Consider the following 18,495-nt stretch of genomic DNA (forward strand, 5'->3'; position numbering starts at 1 on the left):
GGAACCGGACGGGGCGGAGCCCGCACCGGCTGCGCCAGCGCGTGCGACGCCGGAAGCGCCAGCGCCAGCGGCAGCAGCGTCGGCTCTCGGCGCGGGGCGGGCCTCGCGCTCGGCCTTGACGCGCGCCTTCTCCGCGGCACGGCGCTCGGCCTCCTGGGCCTCGCGGCGCCGGCGCTCGCGGCGCGTGAGCGGCTGCGCGGGGTTCTCCTCGCGGCGGTTGACGTGGGACTCGGCACCCACGGGACGCTGCGCCGCGCCCTGACGTGGGGCGGTCTCGCCCGCCTCGGGGGCGGAATGATCGGAGGCCGCCTGCTCACCGCGGAAGGCGGGACGGGAGGATGCGCGCAGCGGCTGGTCGCCGCGGCGCCCGGAGGAAGAGCCGAACGGCTGCTCATCGCTCTCGTGGTCTGGCACTTCCGGGCTCCTCGTCGGTCGGGAAACTGCGCCGTGGGAAGGGGCTGTGCGGGCGTGCGGGGGCGCAGGGCATAGCTAGTCGCGCCCGACTGTAGCGAGCGAACATGTGATTGGAGTGTATCGCGCCGTGGATTTCGGAGTGAGTGGAACGCAGGACCCCCGCGCCCCGGCGCCCTGCGCCGGACGGCCTCGGGGGCGGTGCGCACCCCGCCGCCCGCCTTTGCTCGCGGGCCGCGGAGTCTGTAGGCTTGGCGAGGTTGCCGCACTGGCGATTGGAGTCGTGGCTGAGCGGCCGAAAGCACCACCCTGCTAAGGTGGAGTCCCTTGAACTGGGGACCGTGGGTTCAAATCCCACCGGCTCCGCGTTGTGAAGTAGCCCCCGTGTCCGGACACGGGGGCTTTTCCGTGCCCGCGCACGTGCACCTCCGACGCTCTCACTCGCCCCGCCCCGGCCCACCGCGCCCGCCCCGGCCAGCCCGGTCGCCCGCCCCGCTGCCGGCTGCGCCACGCCCCGCCGGCCTTGTGCGGCCCGCCGCGGCGTGCTTGCCTGGGAGCATGAAGGCCGAGCAGATCACCGATCCGATCGCCTACCACGGCGAGGGCCCCGTCTGGTGCGAGACGTGGTCCGACCCCGCCCGGGCGGCGGGCGCCGGCACCCCGGCTCCCACGTGGGCCGGCCTCAGGTGGGTCGACATGCTCGCCGGCGACGTGCTGTCGCTGCGCGAGAGCGGCGTCAGCCGCACGCACGTGGGCGAGGTGGCCGCCGCGGTGCGCCCCCGCACGGCCGGGGGCGCGGTCATCGGCGTGGAGCGCGGCTTCGCCCTCGAGGCGCCCGACGGTGAGGTCACCGCCCTGCCGCCCCTGTGGGCCAGCCCGGAGGTGCGGATGAACGAGGGCGGCTGCGCGCCGGACGGCACCTTCTGGTGCGGGTCGATGGCGTACGACCAGGCGCCGGGCGCCGCCCGGCTCTACCGGCTCGACCCCGACGGCGGCGTGGCGCTCGTGCTGGACGCCGTGACCGTGTCCAACGGCCTCGAATGGAGTCCGGACGGTTCGCTGCTCTACTACAACGACACCGCCACCGGGCAGATCGCCGTGTTCGACTACGAGCCGCCGCGCCGCCTGGGCCCTCGCCGGGTCCTCGCCGATGTGCCCGGCAGCCCCGACGGCATGGCCGTGGATGCCGAGGGCGCCGTGTGGACCGCGCTCGCCGACCGCGGGGAGATCCGCCGCTACCTGCCCGACGGCACCCTCGACGGGATCGTCGAGGTGCCGGCGCAGAAGACGACGGCGTGCGCGTTCGGCGGCGAGGGCCTGCGCACGCTCTTCATCACCACGTCCCAGGAGGACATCGACACGGAGGCGGACCCGCTGGCGGGCGCCCTCTTCGCCGCCGAGGTGGGGGTCGCCGGACGGCCCGTGCGCAGCTTCGCGGGATAGCCGGCGGGGCCCGGTGGCCCGCACCCGTCAACCGCATGGTCCCGCTCTCGTGGCCTATGCGGACGGAGCGGGCCGGGCGCTCGGCGGCAGTGGTGAGAGGAGTGGCAGTGGTGAGGCGCACCAGTGGTGAGCAGTGCCAGTGGTGAGCTGCGGCAGCGTTGGGGTAGGGGCAGTGGTGAGGGCAGGGGCAGTGGTGAGGGTAGGGGCAGCGGTGAGGTAGGGACATGGACACATCCACGCCGTCGGCGGTTCCGGAGTCCGTAGACCCGGCCGTCGCCCGCCGCCTCGAGGCGCAGATCCCTCCGGACATCCGCCGAGCCCTTCACCCGCAGCTCTGGCCGGTGCTCGCACACCAGTGCGCGCGCACGCCGCTGGCCGCGGGCGATCTGCCGCCCCTCGCCGCCGCGCGCGCGGAGTACGCGGACGAGCGCCGCTTCTGGAACGAGGGCGGCCCCGCCATGGCGCAGACCACGGAGCACACGGTGCGAGCCGCTGGGCGCGACGTCGCCCTGCGCGTCCACCGCCCCGTCGCCGGGGTCCCGCGCCCGCCGGCCATCGTCTTCCTGCACGGCGGCGGCTTCACCGTGGGCGACCTCGACACCCACGACCGCATCCAGCGCATGCTCGCCGCGCACAGCGGCGCCGCGGTCATCGCCGTCGACTACGCCCTGGCCCCGGAGGCGCGGTATCCCCAGGCGCTCCACGAGGTCGCCGAGGTCGTGGCCGCCCTCGCGTGCCCGGGCAGCGGGCTCGCGGCGCGCCTGGGCGTCGACGGCTCGCGCCTCGTGCTCGCCGGCGACTCCGCCGGCGCCATGCTCGCCGCGAGCGCGGTCCTCGTGCTCCGCGATGAGCCCGACCGGCTGGAGGAAGCCGGCGCGGCCCCGGCGGCGCTGGCCGCCGTGCGGGGCCTCCTCCTGTACTACGGCGCCTTCGGGCTGGCCGATTCGGCCAGCAGGCGCCTGTTCGGCGGCCCGTGGGACGGCATGGGCGCGGCAGACCTCGCGGCCATGAACGAGCTCCTGTTCGCCGAACCCGCCCAGGCCGACGATGCGGTGCTCCACCCGCTCGCCGCGGACCTCGCAGGCTTCCCGCCGGCGTTCATCGTCGCGGCGGAGCTCGATCCGCTGCGCGATGACTCCGAGGCGCTCGCCGCCCTCTTCGCGCGCGCCGGCGTGCGGGTCGACTATCGGCGCGCCGCCGGGATGCTGCATTCGTTCCTGCACTTCGGCCGGTCCGCGGAATCGGCCAACGAGGTGCTGGCAGACGGCGCCCGCTTCGCCGCGGCGTGCCTGGCCGGCGCCGAGCGCGTCGAGGACACGGAACGCGTCGACGGCGCGGAGCGCCCTGATGACGCTGGGGTCCTCGCAGGCGGGGAGCGCCCGGCCGGCACGGCGAGCCTGCACGATGCGAAGGGGCTGCACGATGCGAAGGGGCTGGAGGCCGCCGATCGCCCGGAAGACGCGGAGGGAGGGCGCACCGGCGCGCCGAACGAAGCGCGGGGTGGGCGGCTGGTGACCGTGCGACCGGCGCGGGAGGGCGACGGCTCCGGCATCGCGCGCGTGCACGTGGCCGGGTGGCGCGAGGCCTATGGCGAGCTGCTGCCGGAGCGCTTCTACGACGCGGCCGAGCTCGCCCGGCGCACCGACGGGTGGAGTCGCGCGCTCGCCCGGGCGGACATGCGCGAGCGCACGTGGGTCGCGGAGTCCGGGGGCGAGATCTGCGGCTTCGCCAGCATCGGCCCGCCGCGCGACGCGGATGCGCCGGCCGACCTCGAGCTCACCAGCCTCTACATCCGCTCGGAGGGCTACGGCACCGGCGTGGGCCGGGCCCTGCTCGACGCCGCAATCGGGAACCGCGCCTGCACCCTCTGGGTGGCGCGGGACAATCCGCGCGCCCGCCGGTTCTACGCGAAGGCGGGCTTCGCGCCCGATGGCGCGCAGCAGGCCGATCCGGACCTCGTGGGACTCGCGGAGGTGCGCCTGTCCCGGCCCGCGCAGTCGTGAGCCGCCTCCAGCGTCGGTGCCGGGACGGGGGCCCGGCGCGCGGCAGAGGCCCGATGCAGGGCAGAGAAAAGGGCGCACATCCCGGCTCAGGATGTGCGCCCTTTTCGGCGCGGGGGCCCGAGGCGCGCCTCGGGCGGGGTGCTGCCGGTGCGCGGGCGGGGCCGGGACGGTGCCCGGCGCGCCCGCGCCCGCGGGCGCGGGCGGCTCAGGCGAGGCCGAGGCGCTCGCGCAGCTGGCCGACCTCCTCGCGGAGGGCGGCGGGGACGTGGTCGCCGAGCATGTCGTACCACTGCTCGATGGCCTCGAGCTCCGTCTTCCACTCACCGGGGTCGACGTCGAGGGCCTTGTCGACGACCGCGGGGTCGATGTCGAGGCCGTCGAGGTCGAGTGCGCCCTCGGCGGGCGCGTTGCCGATTGCGGTCTCCACGGCGTCCGCAGTGCCCTCGAGGCGCTGCGCGATCCACTTGAGCACGCGCGAGTTCTCCGAGAACCCGGGCCACAGGAACGAGTTGTCCTCGTCGCGGCGGAACCAGTTGACGTAGAAGATGCGCGGGAGCTGGGCGCCCTCCGTGTTGCCGATGTCGAGCCAGTGCTGGAAGTAGTCGCCCACGTTGTAGCCGATGAACGGGCGCATGGCCATGGGGTCGCGGCGCACCACGCCCACCTTGCCCGCGGCCGCCGCCGTCGTCTCCGAGGACAGCGCGGAGCCCATGAACACGCCGTGGGTCCAGTCCGTGGTCTCCGTGACGAGCGGCATCGTCGTGTTGCGCCGGCCGCCGAAGAGGATCGCGTCGATCGGCACGCCGTCCGGGTTCTGCCATTCGGGCGCCAGCGTCGGCACGTTGGAGATGGGGGTGCAGAAGCGCGAGTTCGGGTGCGCGGCCTTCGTCTCCGACTCCGGCGTCCAGTCGTTGCCGCGCCAGTCGGTCAGGTGGGCGGGCTTCTCGTCCGTCATGCCCTCCCACCACACGCCGCCGTCGTCCGTGAGGGCGACGTTGGTGAAGAGGTTGCCGCCGGCCTCGATGGCCGCCATGGCGGTGGGGTTGGACGAGTAGCCGGTGCCCGGCGCCACGCCGAACAGGCCGAATTCGGGGTTGACCGCGTAGAGGCGGCCGTCCTCGCCGAAGCGCATCCAGGCGATGTCATCGCCCAGGGTCTCGGCCTTCCAGCCGGGCACGGTGGGCTCGATCATCGCGAGGTTGGTCTTGCCGCAGGCGCTGGGGAACGCGGCCGCGATGTACTTGACGACGCCCTCGGGGCTCGTGAGCTTGAGGATGAGCATGTGCTCGGCCATCCAGCCCTCGTCGTGGGCGATCGCCGAGGCGATGCGCAGCGCGTAGCACTTCTTGCCCAGCAGCGCGTTGCCGCCGTAGCCGGAGCCGAAGGACCAGATGGCGCGGTCCTCCGGGAAGTGGGTGATGTACTTCGTCGGATTGCACGGCCACGCGACATCCTCCTGGCCCGGGGCCAGTGGGGCGCCCACGGAGTGCACGCACTCGACGAAGTCGCCGCCGTTGTCCTCGATCGCGCGCAGCACCTGGGTGCCGCAGCGGGCCATGATGAGCATGGAGAGGACGACGTAGGGGGAGTCCGTGACCTCGATGCCGAACATGGGGGTCTTCGCGTCGATGTGGCCCATGACGAAGGGGATCACGTACATCGTGCGCCCGGCCATGGAGCCCTCGAACAGCCCGTCGAGGATGCCCTTCATCTCCTCCGGGGCCATCCAGTTGTTCAGGGGGCCGGCGTCGGCCTCGTCCTGGGAGCAGATGAAGGTGCGGTCCTCGACGCGGGCGACGTCGTCCGGATCGGAGGCCGCGTAGTAGGAGTCCTTGGGGTGGGTGAGCTTCGTGAGGGTGCCGGCGGCGACGAGGCGATCGGTGATCTCCTGGCGCTGACCGGGCTCGCCGGTGATCCACTCGATCGCGTCCGGCTTCGTCAGCGCCGCGATGCGCTTGACGAAGCTGAGGGCGTGCTCGCCGGCTGTGGGGGCCGAGGCGAGGAGGTCTTCGACTGAGCCGTTGTCGAGGACTGTCATGTGTTCAACTCCTACTGTGTGGGGTGGTGCAGTGTGGGTGATGCGATACGTACACCGTACGGACGCGCATCCGAGCGCTCACCCCGTGCGGTGGCCCCGTGGCCTGTGCATTGGATCACAGGATGCGCCGTTATGGCGCATACACGCCAAACATATGACGTATATTGTCGATCTTATGACGTGAATTCCCAAACCCCGTGCCTCAGTGGGAGTGAGGTCGCCCCGGGGGCCGGGTGGCGCGGATGGGACGGGTGCGCAGCGGGCTCGGAGGGAGTCCGGGGGAGGGTGCCGCGGGATTTGAGGCCGCAATGCCCGGCGTGTATAGTTGTGCGAGTCGCAAAGACGGGCGCCATTAGCTCAACGGATAGAGCATCTGACTACGGATCAGAAGGTTGGGGGTTCGAATCCCTCATGGCGCACCATCGGAAGGCCCCTCACCGCAGCGGTGGGGGGCCTTCGCGCTGTCGGCTGCGCTACGGCTGCGCCGCCGTCCCGGCCCGCCGCGGCGCTACTCGCCGCCAGCTCCCGCGCTGCCGAACGTGCCGTCGATCCACGCCTGCTGCTTGAGGATCTTCCCGTCCTTCATGATCGTGAGCGACTGCGCGTCCGCCCGGTAGGACGTGGCGCCGTTCGAGGCCGTGAATGTCCCGGCGCCGTCCTCGCTGGCGCTCAGGTGCGTGTAGCCCTTCGCCGAGCTGCCGGCGATGTAGCGGTACTCGCCCCCGCCGGTGGAGTCCGCGCAGATGAGCACCTCGAACTCGGCAGTGCGCCCCCACCTGTGGGCGCTGTAGCCGCTGGGGCAGGTGATCGTCGCGCCGCTTGGATCCGCGGCGCCGGAGTCTGCCCCGCCGGGGGGCTGCCCTGCGCCGGGGGCCGTCGCGGTGGCCTCGACCACCTCGTCATCGCCGTTGCCTGCCGAACCGCTCGCATCCCCGGAGCCCTGGGCAGACTCATCGGAGCCCCGTGCGGACTCATCGGAGGAGAGCCACGGCACGAAGCGGTCGATCGGCAGCGGGCCGCACCCGGCAAGCAGCAGCAGCGAGGCCGCGGCCGGGGCGGCGGCGAGCGCGCGCAGCGAGGGCTTCATGGCCTCATGGTAGCGGCGGTTGTGCAGGCTCGGTGGGTGCGCGGCCGCCCGTGAGAGCCCCCGGACCGCCTCAGCGCGGGCGGGGCCTGGGCGCGGGCAGCTGCGCGGCGGCCGCGAGCACCGCGGCGCGCACCCGCTCGGGCTCGTGGGCGATGGCCGCCGCGGGCAGCCGCCAGGAGTCCTTCGCCCCCGGGTACGCCGGTGCCAGGCGCGCCCAGCCGTGCAGCGCCTCGGCTGCGGCGGGGGTGTCCTTGACGAACACGGCGCCGTCGTTGATGAGCCCGGTGGGCTTGTCGTCGAGGTAGAAGCACGCGCCGCCGAACATGGCCCGCCAGCGCGCGGCGGCCGGCTGGAGCGCCTCGACGAGGTCCTCGGCGAGCTGCCGGTCCGCGGCGTCCACGCTCACGCCTCCTGCTGTGCCGCGGTCAGCACCTCGAGGAGGGCCTGGCCGTACTGCTCGAGCTTCTTCTCGCCCACGCCGCTGATCTGGCGCAGGCCGCCCAGGCTGGTGGGCCGCTGCTGGGCGAGCGCGGCCAGCGTCGCATCCCCGAAGACGACGTAGGCGGGCACGCCCTGTTCCTTGGCCTGGCCGGCGCGCCACGCGCGCAGCGCCTCGAACACCTGCGCCTGCTCCGCGCTCAGGTCCGCCGCCGCGGACTTCGCACCCGCCTTCGTCCGGGCGGCCCGGCCCGCCCGCGCCGAGGTGCGGCGCAGCGTGACCCGCTCCTCGCCGCGCAGCACCGGGCCGGCCGCCTCCGGGACGGCGAGCACGCCGTACTCCCCGACGGGGGCCACGAGGCCGCGCGCCATCACCTGGCGCAGCACGCCGCGCCACTCGGCCTCGGAGAGCTCGGCGCCGATGCCCCACACGCTCAGCGAGGCGTGGTCGGACTGACGCGAGCGCTCGTTGTCCTGGCCGCGCAGCACGGAGATCACCTGGCCCGCGCCGAAGCGCTGGTCGCGCTCGCGCTCGAGCCGGATGATCGTCGAGAGCAGCTTCTGGACCTCCACCGTGGCGTCCCAGCCCGTGGGCGGCTCGAGGCAGTTGTCGCAGTTGCCGCACGGACCCGATTCCTGTCCGAAGTAGGCGAGGATCTGCACCCGCCGGCAGTCGAGCGTCTCGCACAGCGCCAGCATGGCGTCGAGGTGCGCGCGCTGCGAGCGCTTGTACGCCTCGGCCCCGTCTGACTGGTCGATCATGCGGCGCAGCTGGACGACGTCGCCCAGCCCGTAGGCCATCCACGCGGTGGAGGGCTGGCCGTCGCGCCCGGCCCTGCCCGTCTCCTGGTAGTAGCCCTCGACCGACTTGGGCAGGTCCACGTGGGCGACGAAGCGCACGTCCGGCTTGTCGATGCCCATGCCGAACGCGATCGTCGCGACCATGACGACCCCGTCCTCGCGGAGGAAGCGGGACTGGCGCTCCTCGCGCTCGGCCTCCGTGAGCCCCGCGTGGTAGGCCAGCGCGTCGAATCCCTGGGCGCGCAGCGCCTCGGCCGTCTGCTCGACGGACTTGCGCGAGAGGCAGTAGACGATGCCGGCATCGTGCGGGTGCTCCGCGCGGATGAACGAGATGAGCTGGGCGCGCGCCTGGTTCTTCTCCACGATCCGGTACTGGATGTTCGGCCGGTCGAAGCTCGAGACGAAGTGGCGCGCCCCGTCCAGGGCCAGCCGCTGGGTGATCTCGCGGTGGGTCTCCGGGGTGGCGGTGGCCGTGAGCGCGATCCGCGGGACGGCGGGGAAGCGCTCGTGGAGCACCGAGAGCCGCATGTAGTCCGGGCGGAAGTCGTGGCCCCACTGGGAGACGCAGTGGGCCTCGTCGATGGCGAACAGGGCCAGGTCCGCGCGCGCCAGCAGGTCGAGGGTGCGCTGCTGGGTGAGGCGCTCCGGGGCCAGGTAGAGCAGGTCGAGCTCGCCGTCGAGCAGCGCGCGCTCGACGGCCTGGGCGTCCTCCGGCGCGAGCGTGGAGTTGAGGAACGCCGCGCGCACCCCGAGGTTGGCCAGCGCATCGACCTGGTCCTGCATGAGCGCGATGAGCGGGGAGACGACGATGCCCGTACCCGGCCGCACGAGGGCCGGGATCTGATAGCACAGCGACTTGCCGCCGCCGGTGGGCATGAGCACCACCGCGTCGCCACCGGAGACCACCTGGTCGATGATCTGGGCCTGCTCACCGCGGAACGAGTCGTAGCCGAAGACGGTGTCGAGGACGGAGGCGGCGGTCGTGGTCACGTGCCCACCCTAGCGGGCGGGACGGACACGGCCCGCGCCTCGGCAGCGGTTGCGAACCGCTCCCGAGGCCCGGGCCGTGTCAGCGGCGGTAGTGCCGGCCGTCGCTCAGGCGGGCGCCATGGGCTTGTCGCCGGCGGCGCCGCCCTCCTCGCGGCGTCGGCGCTGCTCATCGGCGTGGTCGTCCGGGTGCAGGGGGCCCTCCACCTTCGCCTCGTCGCCGAAGAGGTCGGACGAGTCGAGGTCCGGGTTCTCGTCCTGGCCGGCGACGAGCTCGTGGGCCTCCTCATCGGTCATGACGGAGGGCATCGCCCCGGGCAGCGGGCGCCCGGCCGACTCGCGCAGGAAGACCGTGGCGATGAGGCCGGCGGCGGAGGTGAGCACCACCCAGACGCCGGGGGCCAGTGGGGAGCCCGTGATGGCGACGAGCGCCTCCATGTAGAACGGGGCGGTGCCGGCGAACAGGGCGACGGCCAGGTTGTAGGAGATGCCCATGCCGCCATAGCGCGAGGCCGTGGGGAAGAGCGCGGGCAGCGACGAGGCGAGGTTCGCCACGAAGAACGCCACCGGCACCGCCAGCAGCGCCAGGCCCATGAGCGTGGACCACACGGCCCCGTGCATCATGAGCAGGAACGCGGGGATGGACAGCACCATGCCGGAGATCGAGGCGATGAAGAGGACCTTCTTGCGCCCGATCCGGTCCGAGAGCATGCCCACGAGCGGGATGCAGGCGGACATGACGACGAGCACGGGCAGCGTGAGCAGGTTGCCGTGCACCGCGTCGTAGCCCAGCGTCGATGTGAGGTAGGTGGGCATGTAGCTGGTGAGCGCGTAGCCCAGGGTGTTCGCGGCGGCCACGAGGATGAACGCGACGAGCAGCTCGCGCCAGTAGGTGCGCAGCAGGCTGCCCAGCCCCTTGGGGGCCTCGGCGTCGTGGGCCGCGGCGTCCTCGGCCTCGTGCTGCTCGTCCTGGGCGGCCTGGAAGGTGGGGGAGTCCTCGATCTTCAGGCGGAACCACAGGGCGATCGCGCCCAGCGGCAGGGCGACGAGGAACGGGATGCGCCAGCCGAAGCCCTCGATGAAGTCCTCGGAGAGCGTGAGCTGGAGGACGGAGACGAACGCCGCGCCGATCGCGAACCCGAAGTACGAGCCCATGTCCAGCAGGGAGGCGAAGAAGCCGCGCCGCTTGTCCGGGGCGTACTCGGTGATGAACGTGGTGGCGCCGGCGTACTCGCCGCCCGTGGAGAAGCCCTGGACGAGCTTGAGGACGATGAGCGCAATGGGCGCCACCCAGCCGATCACAGTGGCATCGGGCAGCACGCCGATGAGGAACGTGGCCGTGGCCATCATGAGGAGCGTGAACGCGAGGATCTTCTGCCGGCCCAGCCGGTCGCCCAGCTGGCCGAGCACGATGCCGCCCAGCGGGCGGGCGATGAACGTCGTCGCGAAGACGCCCAGGGAGAACAGGTTCTGCGCGGTGGGGCTGGCGTCGGGGAGGAACATCTTGCCGATGACGACGGCCAGGTAACCGTAGACGCCGACGTCGTACCACTCCATGAGGTTGCCGACGACCGTGCCGCCGATGGCGCGCTTGAGCATCGAGTCCTCGACGACGGTGACATCGTCGAACTCGAGGCGGCGCCGCGGCAGGGCGAAGCCCTTGGCGCCCGCCTTGCGCGGCTTCTCCGAGGCCGAGTTCTGCGCCGGGTGCGAGCCGTCCGAGCCTCCGGGCTGTCCCGGGGCGCCCGTGGGCGCGCCGGGTTCGGAGGGCGAAGCCGAATCGTTCATCTTCACATCACCTGCATCATTCGGTTGTGGTTTCGGGCCGGTGCCGCGGCGGCTCCCTGCGGAGACGCCGAGGCGCGGGCCGGGTCCGGCCCGGCCGCCGGACCCGCTGGGGACCACGGCGGCCGGGCACTGCGGCAGAAGCTTAGCGAATGGGCGGCCAGCGGTGCCGGGCGCGGTGCGGGAGCGGTCGCATCGAAGCTGGTGAGAGCCGTATTTGACAGGATTTCGAGCACCGGGCGCACGCGGTGCGCGCAGCCCGCCAGGCGGTGAGCACGGTGACCTGGGCCGCGGCGGCGCACACCGCCACAGCCCCCGGTCTCCCCGGTCGCCTCGTTCTCCCCGCGGTCACCGGCGCCGGCGTGCGGCGCCCAGGAGCAGAGCCCCGGCGCTCACGAGGGCGAGGCCGGCCGCCAGGGCGCCCAGCCCGGCACCGGTGCGCGGCAGGCGGCCACCGTCTCCGTCACCGCTGCCGGTGTCGTCACCGCCGCCGTCATCGCCCGGGGCGCCCGGGCCGCGCGTCGGCTCCGGTGCCGGGGCAGTCGAGGCACTCGGCCCGGGCCGGGAGGGCGCAGCGGTGCTCGGGTCCGGGGCCGTCGGCGCACCCGTGGGCGCGCCGGTCGGGCCGCTCGGGCTGGGCGCACCGGTCGTGCTCGGCCCGGGAGTCGGCGCGCTCGGGGGCGCGGAGGCGGAATCCGAGGGGCCGGAGGTCGGGTGCGGCGCGGTGGTGGCGGGCGCCGGCGCGGCTGTGAAGCCCACGACGAGCGGATCATGATCCGAGGAGCGGAACGGCCCCGGCGCGTAGAGGCTGCGCGCATTCGTGTTGTAGCGGCTGTATTCGAGCCCCACGGACTCGACCGAGTTGATGTTCCACACGTCGGCCCCAGTGACTCGGGACAGCATCGCCCGGGTCGCGAGCACGTGGTCGAGGCTGCCGGTCCGGCCCCCGAACAGGTAGGTGTCCTCCGTGGTCTTCTCCTTGCCGATGTCCGTGTAACCGGCCTTGTAGAAGACCTGCATGGGGTCCTCCTCCGTGTAGGAGTTGAGGTCGCCCAGCAGGAAGGCGCGATCGGTGCCGGCGACCTGCTGGCGCTGAGCTGCGAACTCCACGATCGCTTTCGCCTGCGCCACGCGGTCCGCGTTCGACTTGCCCTGGCCGTCGCCCGCGTCGTCGTTGCCGGTCCCGGTGCCCGAGCCCTTGGACTTCATGTGGTTGACGATGGCGACGAAGCCCTGCGCGGCCTCCGTGCCGGTGCCCCGGGCGGTGCGGGCGGCGGGGGCGACCGGCGCGAACTCCTGGGCCAGCGGTGCGCGGGCGTTGTGGAAGGCATCAGCGTCGAGCAGCGTCGACTCGCCGCGGGGCTCGACCTCGGCCGGCTGGTAGATGAACGCGGTGCGGATGGCATCCGTGCCGTTCTTCGGCAGCGCGGCCGGCGACCTCACGTAGTCCCACTTCCGGCTGCCCGCGGCGTCGTTGAGGGCCGTGACGAGGGCGGCCAGCGCCCAGTCGCGGTCCTTGCCGAGCTTCGAGGAGTCCTCGATCTCCTCGAGCGAGAGCACGGAGGTGTCGATGCGGTTGATCGCCGCGACGATCTTGTTCTGCTGGCGCGCGAAGCTCTGGGCATTCGCCGCCCCGCGCACATCGCAGCCGTCCTTGACGGTGAGGGGGGTGCCGGCGCGGTCCTTGTAGTACGTGCAGCCGGTGCGCTGGTCGCCGGTGGTGGGGAAGTAGTTGAGCACGTTGAAGCTCGCGATCGAGGCATCGCCGCCGACCTGCTTGGGCGCCTGCTCGCGGGTGTCGGAGAACTTCGCGGGCTGCGCGTCGCCGGCCTGCGCATCGCCCAGGTAGCGCAGGGGCTGGAGGCGCCAGGCGTCGTGGTCGTAGCCCACGACGACGGGCCGGGTGAAGGTCGCCTTCGCGCCCACCCGCACCGGCGCGTCCGCGGACAGGTAGGGCACCGGCGTGTCCTTGGCGGCCGAGAGGAAGTTCGCGGTGCCGCCGTCGTCCAAGAGGTAGGACCGCCGCGCGTTGTCGGCCTCGAGCCGCTTGGCCTCGGCGGATCCCGGCCGCGCCGCATCGGTGGCCTGGCGCAGCGTCTGGCCGCCGTTGGCAAGGCCCACCTCGCCGTACTGGTTGGTCGCGTAGTTGTCCGTCACGGTGATGTCGCCGCCCGGCTGGACGAGCATGCCCTCGAGCGCCTCGCGCTGGGCAGGTTCCTCCGGGAACGCGCCCTCGACCGGCTTGGGTGCTGTGGCGGCCTCGGCCACGGGTGTGGCGGCGCCGGCCGCGGCGATCTGCGTCTGACCGTAGTGCTCGCCCACGGTGCCCGTGACCTCGACGTACCGGCCGATCGTCGCGGCCTCGCGCGAGTAGACGAAGATCCCGTCCGAGGGGCCGTTCGCCCCGTGCGCATCCCCGCCGCTGCCCGGGGTCTGGATGTAGTAGCCGCTGAGCCCGCCGGTGGGGTAGGAGGCGGTGACGACGCCGCGGGCCGTGACCGTCTGCCCGGCCATGGGGCTGGTCTCGCCGGTGCCCTGGATGTCCGCGATGGCGGTGGGGGCGACCGGGGTCGCCGGGGCGGGCGCCGGGGCGGGTGCTGAGGTGCCCGTGGCCGTGGGCTCGGGGGCGGGTGCATCCGCCACCGCATCGGGGGTGGGCGCCCCCGCGGCCCAGGCGGCGGCGGTGCGGGCGATCGATGCTCCTGGCCCGGCAGCCGCGCCGGTGGGCTGGGCTTGGCGTCCGCGCAGCGCCTGTGGGGTCTGCGACCCACCGGAGGCGGTGATGCCGCGCCCGCCGGTGCTGCCGCCCACCTGCTCGAAGTCGACGAGGGCTCCAGTCGCATCGATGGCAAACGCGGATGGGCCGTAGGCACCATCGGCGGCCGAGCCCTCCTTGACCGTGTTGCTCACGGGCACCCGCACCGCCAGGGCTCCCGAGGGGCCCACCGCGGTGCCGGCCGGCAGCGTGGTGGTGTACGCGGGTGCCTGCACGCTCCCACCGCGGGAGACGGATCCCACCTGCCACCCGGAGAGATCCGTGCCGGCGGGGGCAGCGAGCTCGATGAAATCGGTGCTGTCGTCTCCCGCGTAGGCGATCTCGGAGATCTGGGCGGCGCCCTGCGCCACGGGGTCGGCGAGTGCTGCCGGGGCGAAGCACGGGGCGGCGATGAGGCCGGCGGCCGTCCCTGCCGCCGCGAGGGTCCGAGCTGTGATCTGGGGGATCATGGCTTCCTCGGGGCTGGGGATCCGTGGACTGCCAGCGTATTCAGGAAGCGCTCAGGAAGTGTGGAGAGTTGGGCGCAGGAAGGTGAACAGCACTCGAATTGTGATGTCCCCCCTGGTCACGCGCGTGTTCTCGGAGGACGGGCAATGCTGTGATGCACGTGCTCGGTTCCCCCCTTGCACCGTTTCCGTGCCCGCCCGGTCCGGCGGGCCGTCAGGCCGGCGCGGGCTTGATCTCCACCTCGACGAATGAGCACTCCGCATCCGAGGCGTTGCGCACATTGTGCGTGCTGCCCACCGGGCGCGTGTAGGACGCGCCGGGCACGAGGACGTTCTCCCCCGTCCCGTGCGGCGTGTCCACGTGGAGCGTGCCCGTGCTGGTGGGCACGACCACGTAGGGCAGCTCGTGGGTGTGCATGCCCGTCTGCGTGCCGGGCGGGAACCGCCACTCGGTCACGCGCACGCGCGTCGTGTCGATCTGCACGGTGGCGATCGCGGTGGTCTCCGTCGTGTCGTCCATGGGCCGAGCCTAATCGCGCGCGGCACCACCGCGCAGGCTGTCCGCGAGCGCGCGGAACTCCCGGCTGGGGTTGCCGAAGCGGTGCAGCGTCATCGACACCGCCTGCTCCTGGACGAAGTAGCGCTGCTCGACCCGCCCGGAGCCGGTGACCTCGTCGTCGAGGACCGCGACCTCCGGGCGCTGGGCCGCGGCGGTCCGGAGGTCCGGCTCGAGGTCGCCGAGCACGCGGATCCGCACCCCCACCGTGTCGTCGAGGTCCCGGCGGGCCACCGCCGCGGCGAAGGCCTGGGCGTCGGCCGTCTCCGCGCGCACCGCGGCCTCGTCGACCCGGCGGGCGATCTCCGGGCGCTCGGCCGCGGCAGGCGAGAGCGAGACGAGCACCCGGGAGCCCACGGTCGCGGCGGCGTGGAGGGTGCGGGCCAGCGCGTGGCCATTGGCGCCCTTGCCCACCCGCACCGTGACGGCGCGCGGCAGGTAGCGGAAGATGTTCGCCTCCGCGTGCAGACCCGTCGGGTCGTGGGCGATCCCGAACTCGTGGGCCCACGCGCGCTCGTCATCGGCGTAGGCGGCGGCGAGCCAGGCGTCCGCGGCAGCCTCGGCATCGCCCGGACCAGCACCGGGGCGAGCCTGCTGGTCCCCACCACCGCGCGCCTCGGCGCCCGCACCGCCCGGCGCAGCGGGCAGGGGCGCATCGTGCCAGCTGCCGAACTGCATGAGGTAGTTCGGGCCGCCGGCCTTCGAGCCCAGCCCGACGGACGACTTCTTCCAGCCGCCGAACGGCTGGCGGCCGACGATCGCACCGGTGATGCCGCGGTTGACGTAGGCGTTGCCCGCCTGGACGCGGTCCAGCCACTGCCGGACCTCGTCCGTGTCGAGCGAGTGGATGCCCGCCGTGAGCCCGTAGTCCACGGCGTTCTGCCACTCGATGGCCTGCTCGAGGGACTGCGCCTGCATGATGCCCAGCACGGGGCCGAAGGCCTCGGTGAGGTGGAAGAACGAGCCCGGTGCCACGCCGGTGCGGATCCCCGGCGACCACAGCCGGCCCGAGTCGTCGAGCCGGCGGGGCTCGAGCAGCCACTCCTCGCCCGGCTCCAGGCGCGTGAGGGCCCGCTCGAGCTTGTCCGAGGGCTGCTCGGTCAGCGGGCCCACCGTGGCCCGCCCATTGCGCGGCCAGTCGACGACGAGGGAGCGGGCGGCATCGACGAGCTGGCGGCGGTAGCGCTGCGAATCGCCCACCGAGCCCACGAGGATCGCCAGGGAGGCCGCCGAGCACTTCTGCCCCGCGTGGCCGAACGCGCTGGCCACGAGGTCGGCCACCGCCAGGTCGCGGTCCGCGGCGGGGGTGATGATGAGCGCGTTCTTGCCGGAGGTCTCCGCGTTCACGCGCAGCTCGGGGTTGGACTCCTGGAACAGGGCCGCGGTCTCCGAGGCACCGGTGAGCACGACCCGGTCCACTCCCGGGTGCGCGACGAGCGCGCGCCCCAGCTCCCCCTCGACCGGTGCCGCGAGCTGGAGGACCTCGCGGGGGACGCCCGCCTCCCACAGGCACGCGCAGATGAGGGCGGAGGCGTGCGGCGTGGGACCCGAGGGCTTGTGGATGACGGCCGCCCCCGCCGCGAGGGCCGCGACGGTGGAGCCGGTGGGGATCGCGATGGGGAAGTTCCACGGCGGCGTGACGAGCACGAGCGAATCGGGTTCGAACCGTGCCCCGGGGACGTCCTCGAGGCCGAGGCCGCGGTGGGCGTAGTAGCGGATGAAGTCGATCGCCTCGGAGATCTCGGCATCCGCCTGGAGCGGGGCCTTGCCGACCTCCGCGGCCACGGTCTGGAGGAACTCGCCGCGGCGTGCCGCGACCACCTCGGCGGCGCGGAGCAGGACCTCGCCCCGGGCACGGGCGCCCAGCGCACGCCAGTCCGCCGCGGCGGCCCGACCGCGCTCCACCATGGCCGCGGCCTGCTCCGGGGAGTCGAGCGGCTCCGGCGCGGAACGCGAGTCCAGCCAGCCCGGGGTCAGCGCCTGCCCGAGGAGGTCGGAGATCCAGCGCTGGTTGGCGGGCAGGGATGGATCCGTGTCCGGCTCGTTGCGGAAGTCCTCGAGTCCGTGCGCGGGCGTGCGGGGCCCTGCCGCGGCCTGCGCGGCGCGGTCCTGCGTGCGATTGGGCTCGGGCGGCCGTTCGCCCTGGTCGCGCAGCGTGTCCGCGAGCTGGTCCACGGAGGCGCGGAAGGCGGCCTCCTCCTTGCGGAAGACGGCGTTGCCGTTGCGCAGCTCGAAGATGCCGGACATGAAGTTATCCGGGGCGGAGTTCTCCTCGAGGCGACGGACCAGGTAGCTGATCGCGACGTCGAACTCCTGTGGGCGCACGGCGGGCACGTAGAGCAGGAGGTCTCCCACATCGGCGCTGACCGCGGCGCTGTGCTCGGCGGCCATCCCGTGGAGCATCTCGAACTCGACGCGCTGGGAGACTCCGCGCTCGTCGGCCAGGAGGTGGGCGAACGCGATGTCGAAGAGGTTGTGGCCGGCCACGCCGATCCGCAGTCCGCGCATGCGCTCCGGGCGCAGCAGCCAGGCGAGCACCCGCAGGTAGTTCGCGTCCGTCGACTGCTTGTCCGGCTCCGTGGTCAGCGGCCAGTCGGCGAGCTCCGCATGCACCCGCTCCACTGCGAGGTTGGCGCCCTTGACGAGCCGCACCTTGATCCCGGCGCCGCCCGAGCCCGCGCGGCGGGCGGCGAACGCGGAGAGCCGCTGGACGGCGCCCAGTGCGTCGGGCAGGTAGGCCTGGATGACGATGCCCGCCTCCAGGCCGGCGAGCTCGGGCCGGTCCAGCAGCGCGGTGAACACGGCGATCGTGAGCTCCAGATCGCCGTACTCCTCCATGTCGAGGTTGATGAACTTCGTGCCCGCCGGGGCCCGCGCGGCCTCCCGGTAGAGGGGCAGGAGGCGCTCGACCACGTAGGCGACCGTGTCGTCGAAGGCCCACAGCGACAGCTGCGAGGCGACGGAGGAGACCTTGATGGAGACGTAGTCGACGTCATCGCGGGCCAGCAGCCGGTGGGTCTGGGCGAGGTGGTGATCGGCCTCGTCCTCGCCCAGGACGGCCTCGCCCAGGAGGTTGATGTTGAGCCGGTGGCCCTCCGCGGTGAGCTGCGCGACGGCGGCGCCGAACGGCCGGTCGCGGGCGTCGACGACCATGTGGCCCACCATCTGGCGCAGGCGGCCGCGGGCCAGGGGCACGACGACGTCCGGGATGACCGGAGCCAGGGCGGCGCCGGCGCGGATCTGCGCGCGGTCGAGGGCGGGCAGGGCCGCGGGGGCCAGGTGGGCGATGTCCGTGAGGGCGGCGGCCGCCGCCCGGCTGTCCTCGGTGCGGATGACGCGGTCGACGAAGCCCACCGTGAAGTCCAGCCCGCTCGGGTCGGTGAGCACGGCGGACAGGCGGTCTGCGGCGGCCGAGGCGGCACTCGCGTCCGCCGCGGAGCGGCGCAGCCAGCGCCGGACGAGGTCGACGGACCTGGTCGCGAGCGCGCCCAGGTCCTCTCCCGGCTGCCGGGGCCCGGGGCGCTGTTCCGGCTCGGGGCGCGGTGCGGGCACCGGGGCCGAGGCGCGGTTCGGCTCGGGGTCGCGCTCGTGTGCCTGCGTGGGGTGCTGGACCATGGTGTGCTCCTGAGCTGGGCGGCGCTGCCCGGGGTCGGTGCTTCGGTGCCCCTCAATCTACTCCGCACGGGAGCCGCGGGCACGGACCGCGGCGGAGGCTCCGGCGACG

At 73.5% G+C, this 18,495-nt stretch carries 10 protein-coding genes, 2 tRNA genes and 1 pseudogene; 4 read left to right on the forward strand and 9 right to left on the reverse strand.

The features are described from left to right. A pseudogene (locus GSY69_RS07650) lies at positions 1-414 on the reverse strand (hypothetical protein); the annotation flags it as partial. A gap of 274 nt (positions 415-688) precedes the next feature. On the opposite strand from GSY69_RS07650, the gene GSY69_RS07655 reads away from it, so the two are divergent. The 3 genes from GSY69_RS07655 to GSY69_RS14615 all read left to right on the forward strand — a co-directional run bounded on the left by GSY69_RS07655 (position 689) and on the right by GSY69_RS14615 (position 3,857). Next, positions 689-777, forward strand: a tRNA-Ser gene (locus GSY69_RS07655). 192 nt (positions 778-969) lie between these two features. Beyond that, positions 970-1,854, forward strand: coding sequence for an SMP-30/gluconolactonase/LRE family protein (locus GSY69_RS07660; protein WP_160953280.1), 885 nt, complete (start codon positions 970-972; stop codon positions 1,852-1,854). Positions 1,855-2,078: 224 nt separating this feature from the next. Further along, entirely contained in the window at positions 2,079-3,857 is a 1,779-nt protein-coding gene (locus GSY69_RS14615) for a bifunctional alpha/beta hydrolase/GNAT family N-acetyltransferase (RefSeq protein WP_160953281.1), read from the forward strand. Between the two features lie 205 nt (positions 3,858-4,062). Here GSY69_RS14615 and GSY69_RS07670 read toward each other — a convergent pair whose 3' ends face one another. Then, positions 4,063-5,895 carry a phosphoenolpyruvate carboxykinase (GTP) gene (locus GSY69_RS07670; protein WP_160953282.1) on the reverse strand — a complete coding sequence of 611 codons (1,833 nt, stop codon included), beginning with the start codon at positions 5,893-5,895 and terminating at the stop codon, positions 4,063-4,065. 346 nt (positions 5,896-6,241) lie between these two features. Here GSY69_RS07670 and GSY69_RS07675 point away from each other — a divergent pair. Then, a tRNA-Arg gene (locus GSY69_RS07675) sits at positions 6,242-6,317 on the forward strand. Between the two features lie 86 nt (positions 6,318-6,403). Here GSY69_RS07675 and GSY69_RS07680 read toward each other — a convergent pair. The 7 genes from GSY69_RS07680 to GSY69_RS07710 form a co-directional block, all read right to left on the reverse strand. After that, positions 6,404-6,982: a hypothetical protein gene (locus GSY69_RS07680; protein WP_160953283.1), complete on the reverse strand. Its 579-nt coding sequence runs from the start codon at positions 6,980-6,982 to the stop codon at positions 6,404-6,406. Positions 6,983-7,052: 70 nt separating this feature from the next. Beyond that, positions 7,053-7,388 (reverse strand): TfoX/Sxy family protein, encoded by a 336-nt coding sequence (locus tag GSY69_RS07685; RefSeq protein WP_160953284.1) that lies wholly within the window; start codon positions 7,386-7,388, stop codon positions 7,053-7,055. Then, complete coding sequence (gene recQ / locus GSY69_RS07690; RefSeq protein ID WP_160953285.1) at positions 7,385-9,211, reverse strand: DNA helicase RecQ; 1,827 nt, start codon at positions 9,209-9,211, stop codon at positions 7,385-7,387. Before recQ ends, GSY69_RS07685 begins: the two co-directional genes overlap by 4 nt. A gap of 105 nt (positions 9,212-9,316) precedes the next feature. Beyond that, positions 9,317-10,996: an MFS transporter gene (locus tag GSY69_RS07695; protein WP_160953302.1), complete on the reverse strand. Its 1,680-nt coding sequence runs from the start codon at positions 10,994-10,996 to the stop codon at positions 9,317-9,319. Between the two features lie 345 nt (positions 10,997-11,341). Continuing rightward, positions 11,342-14,218 (reverse strand): ExeM/NucH family extracellular endonuclease, encoded by a 2,877-nt coding sequence (locus GSY69_RS07700; RefSeq protein WP_160953286.1) that lies wholly within the window; start codon positions 14,216-14,218, stop codon positions 11,342-11,344. A 211-nt stretch (positions 14,219-14,429) separates the two neighbouring features. After that, the gene (locus GSY69_RS07705; RefSeq protein ID WP_160953287.1) at positions 14,430-14,735 is read right to left on the reverse strand and encodes a cupin domain-containing protein; all 306 of its coding nucleotides are present in this window, start codon (positions 14,733-14,735) and stop codon (positions 14,430-14,432) included. 9 nt (positions 14,736-14,744) lie between these two features. After that, positions 14,745-18,386 carry a proline dehydrogenase family protein gene (locus tag GSY69_RS07710; protein WP_160953288.1) on the reverse strand — a complete coding sequence of 1,214 codons (3,642 nt, stop codon included), beginning with the start codon at positions 18,384-18,386 and terminating at the stop codon, positions 14,745-14,747. Positions 18,387-18,495 lie beyond the last annotated feature (109 nt).

This window comes from Brevibacterium rongguiense, from assembly GCF_009857845.1.
Lineage (GTDB): Bacteria > Actinomycetota > Actinomycetes > Actinomycetales > Brevibacteriaceae > Brevibacterium > Brevibacterium rongguiense.

What these genes read in the sequence shown, in the direction of transcription:
- GSY69_RS14615 (WP_160953281.1), top strand. Translation starts at nt 2,079, where the DNA reads ATGGACACATCCACGCCGTCGGCGGTTCCGGAGTCCGTAGACCCGGCC.
- GSY69_RS07700 (WP_160953286.1), bottom strand. Translation starts at nt 14,218, where the DNA reads ATGATCCCCCAGATCACAGCTCGGACCCTCGCGGCGGCAGGGACGGCC.
- GSY69_RS07710 (WP_160953288.1), bottom strand. Translation starts at nt 18,386, where the DNA reads ATGGTCCAGCACCCCACGCAGGCACACGAGCGCGACCCCGAGCCGAAC.
- GSY69_RS07670 (WP_160953282.1), bottom strand. Translation starts at nt 5,895, where the DNA reads ATGACAGTCCTCGACAACGGCTCAGTCGAAGACCTCCTCGCCTCGGCC.
- GSY69_RS07660 (WP_160953280.1), top strand. Translation starts at nt 970, where the DNA reads ATGAAGGCCGAGCAGATCACCGATCCGATCGCCTACCACGGCGAGGGC.
- GSY69_RS07695 (WP_160953302.1), bottom strand. Translation starts at nt 10,996, where the DNA reads ATGAACGATTCGGCTTCGCCCTCCGAACCCGGCGCGCCCACGGGCGCC.
- GSY69_RS07705 (WP_160953287.1), bottom strand. Translation starts at nt 14,735, where the DNA reads ATGGACGACACGACGGAGACCACCGCGATCGCCACCGTGCAGATCGAC.
- GSY69_RS07680 (WP_160953283.1), bottom strand. Translation starts at nt 6,982, where the DNA reads ATGAAGCCCTCGCTGCGCGCGCTCGCCGCCGCCCCGGCCGCGGCCTCG.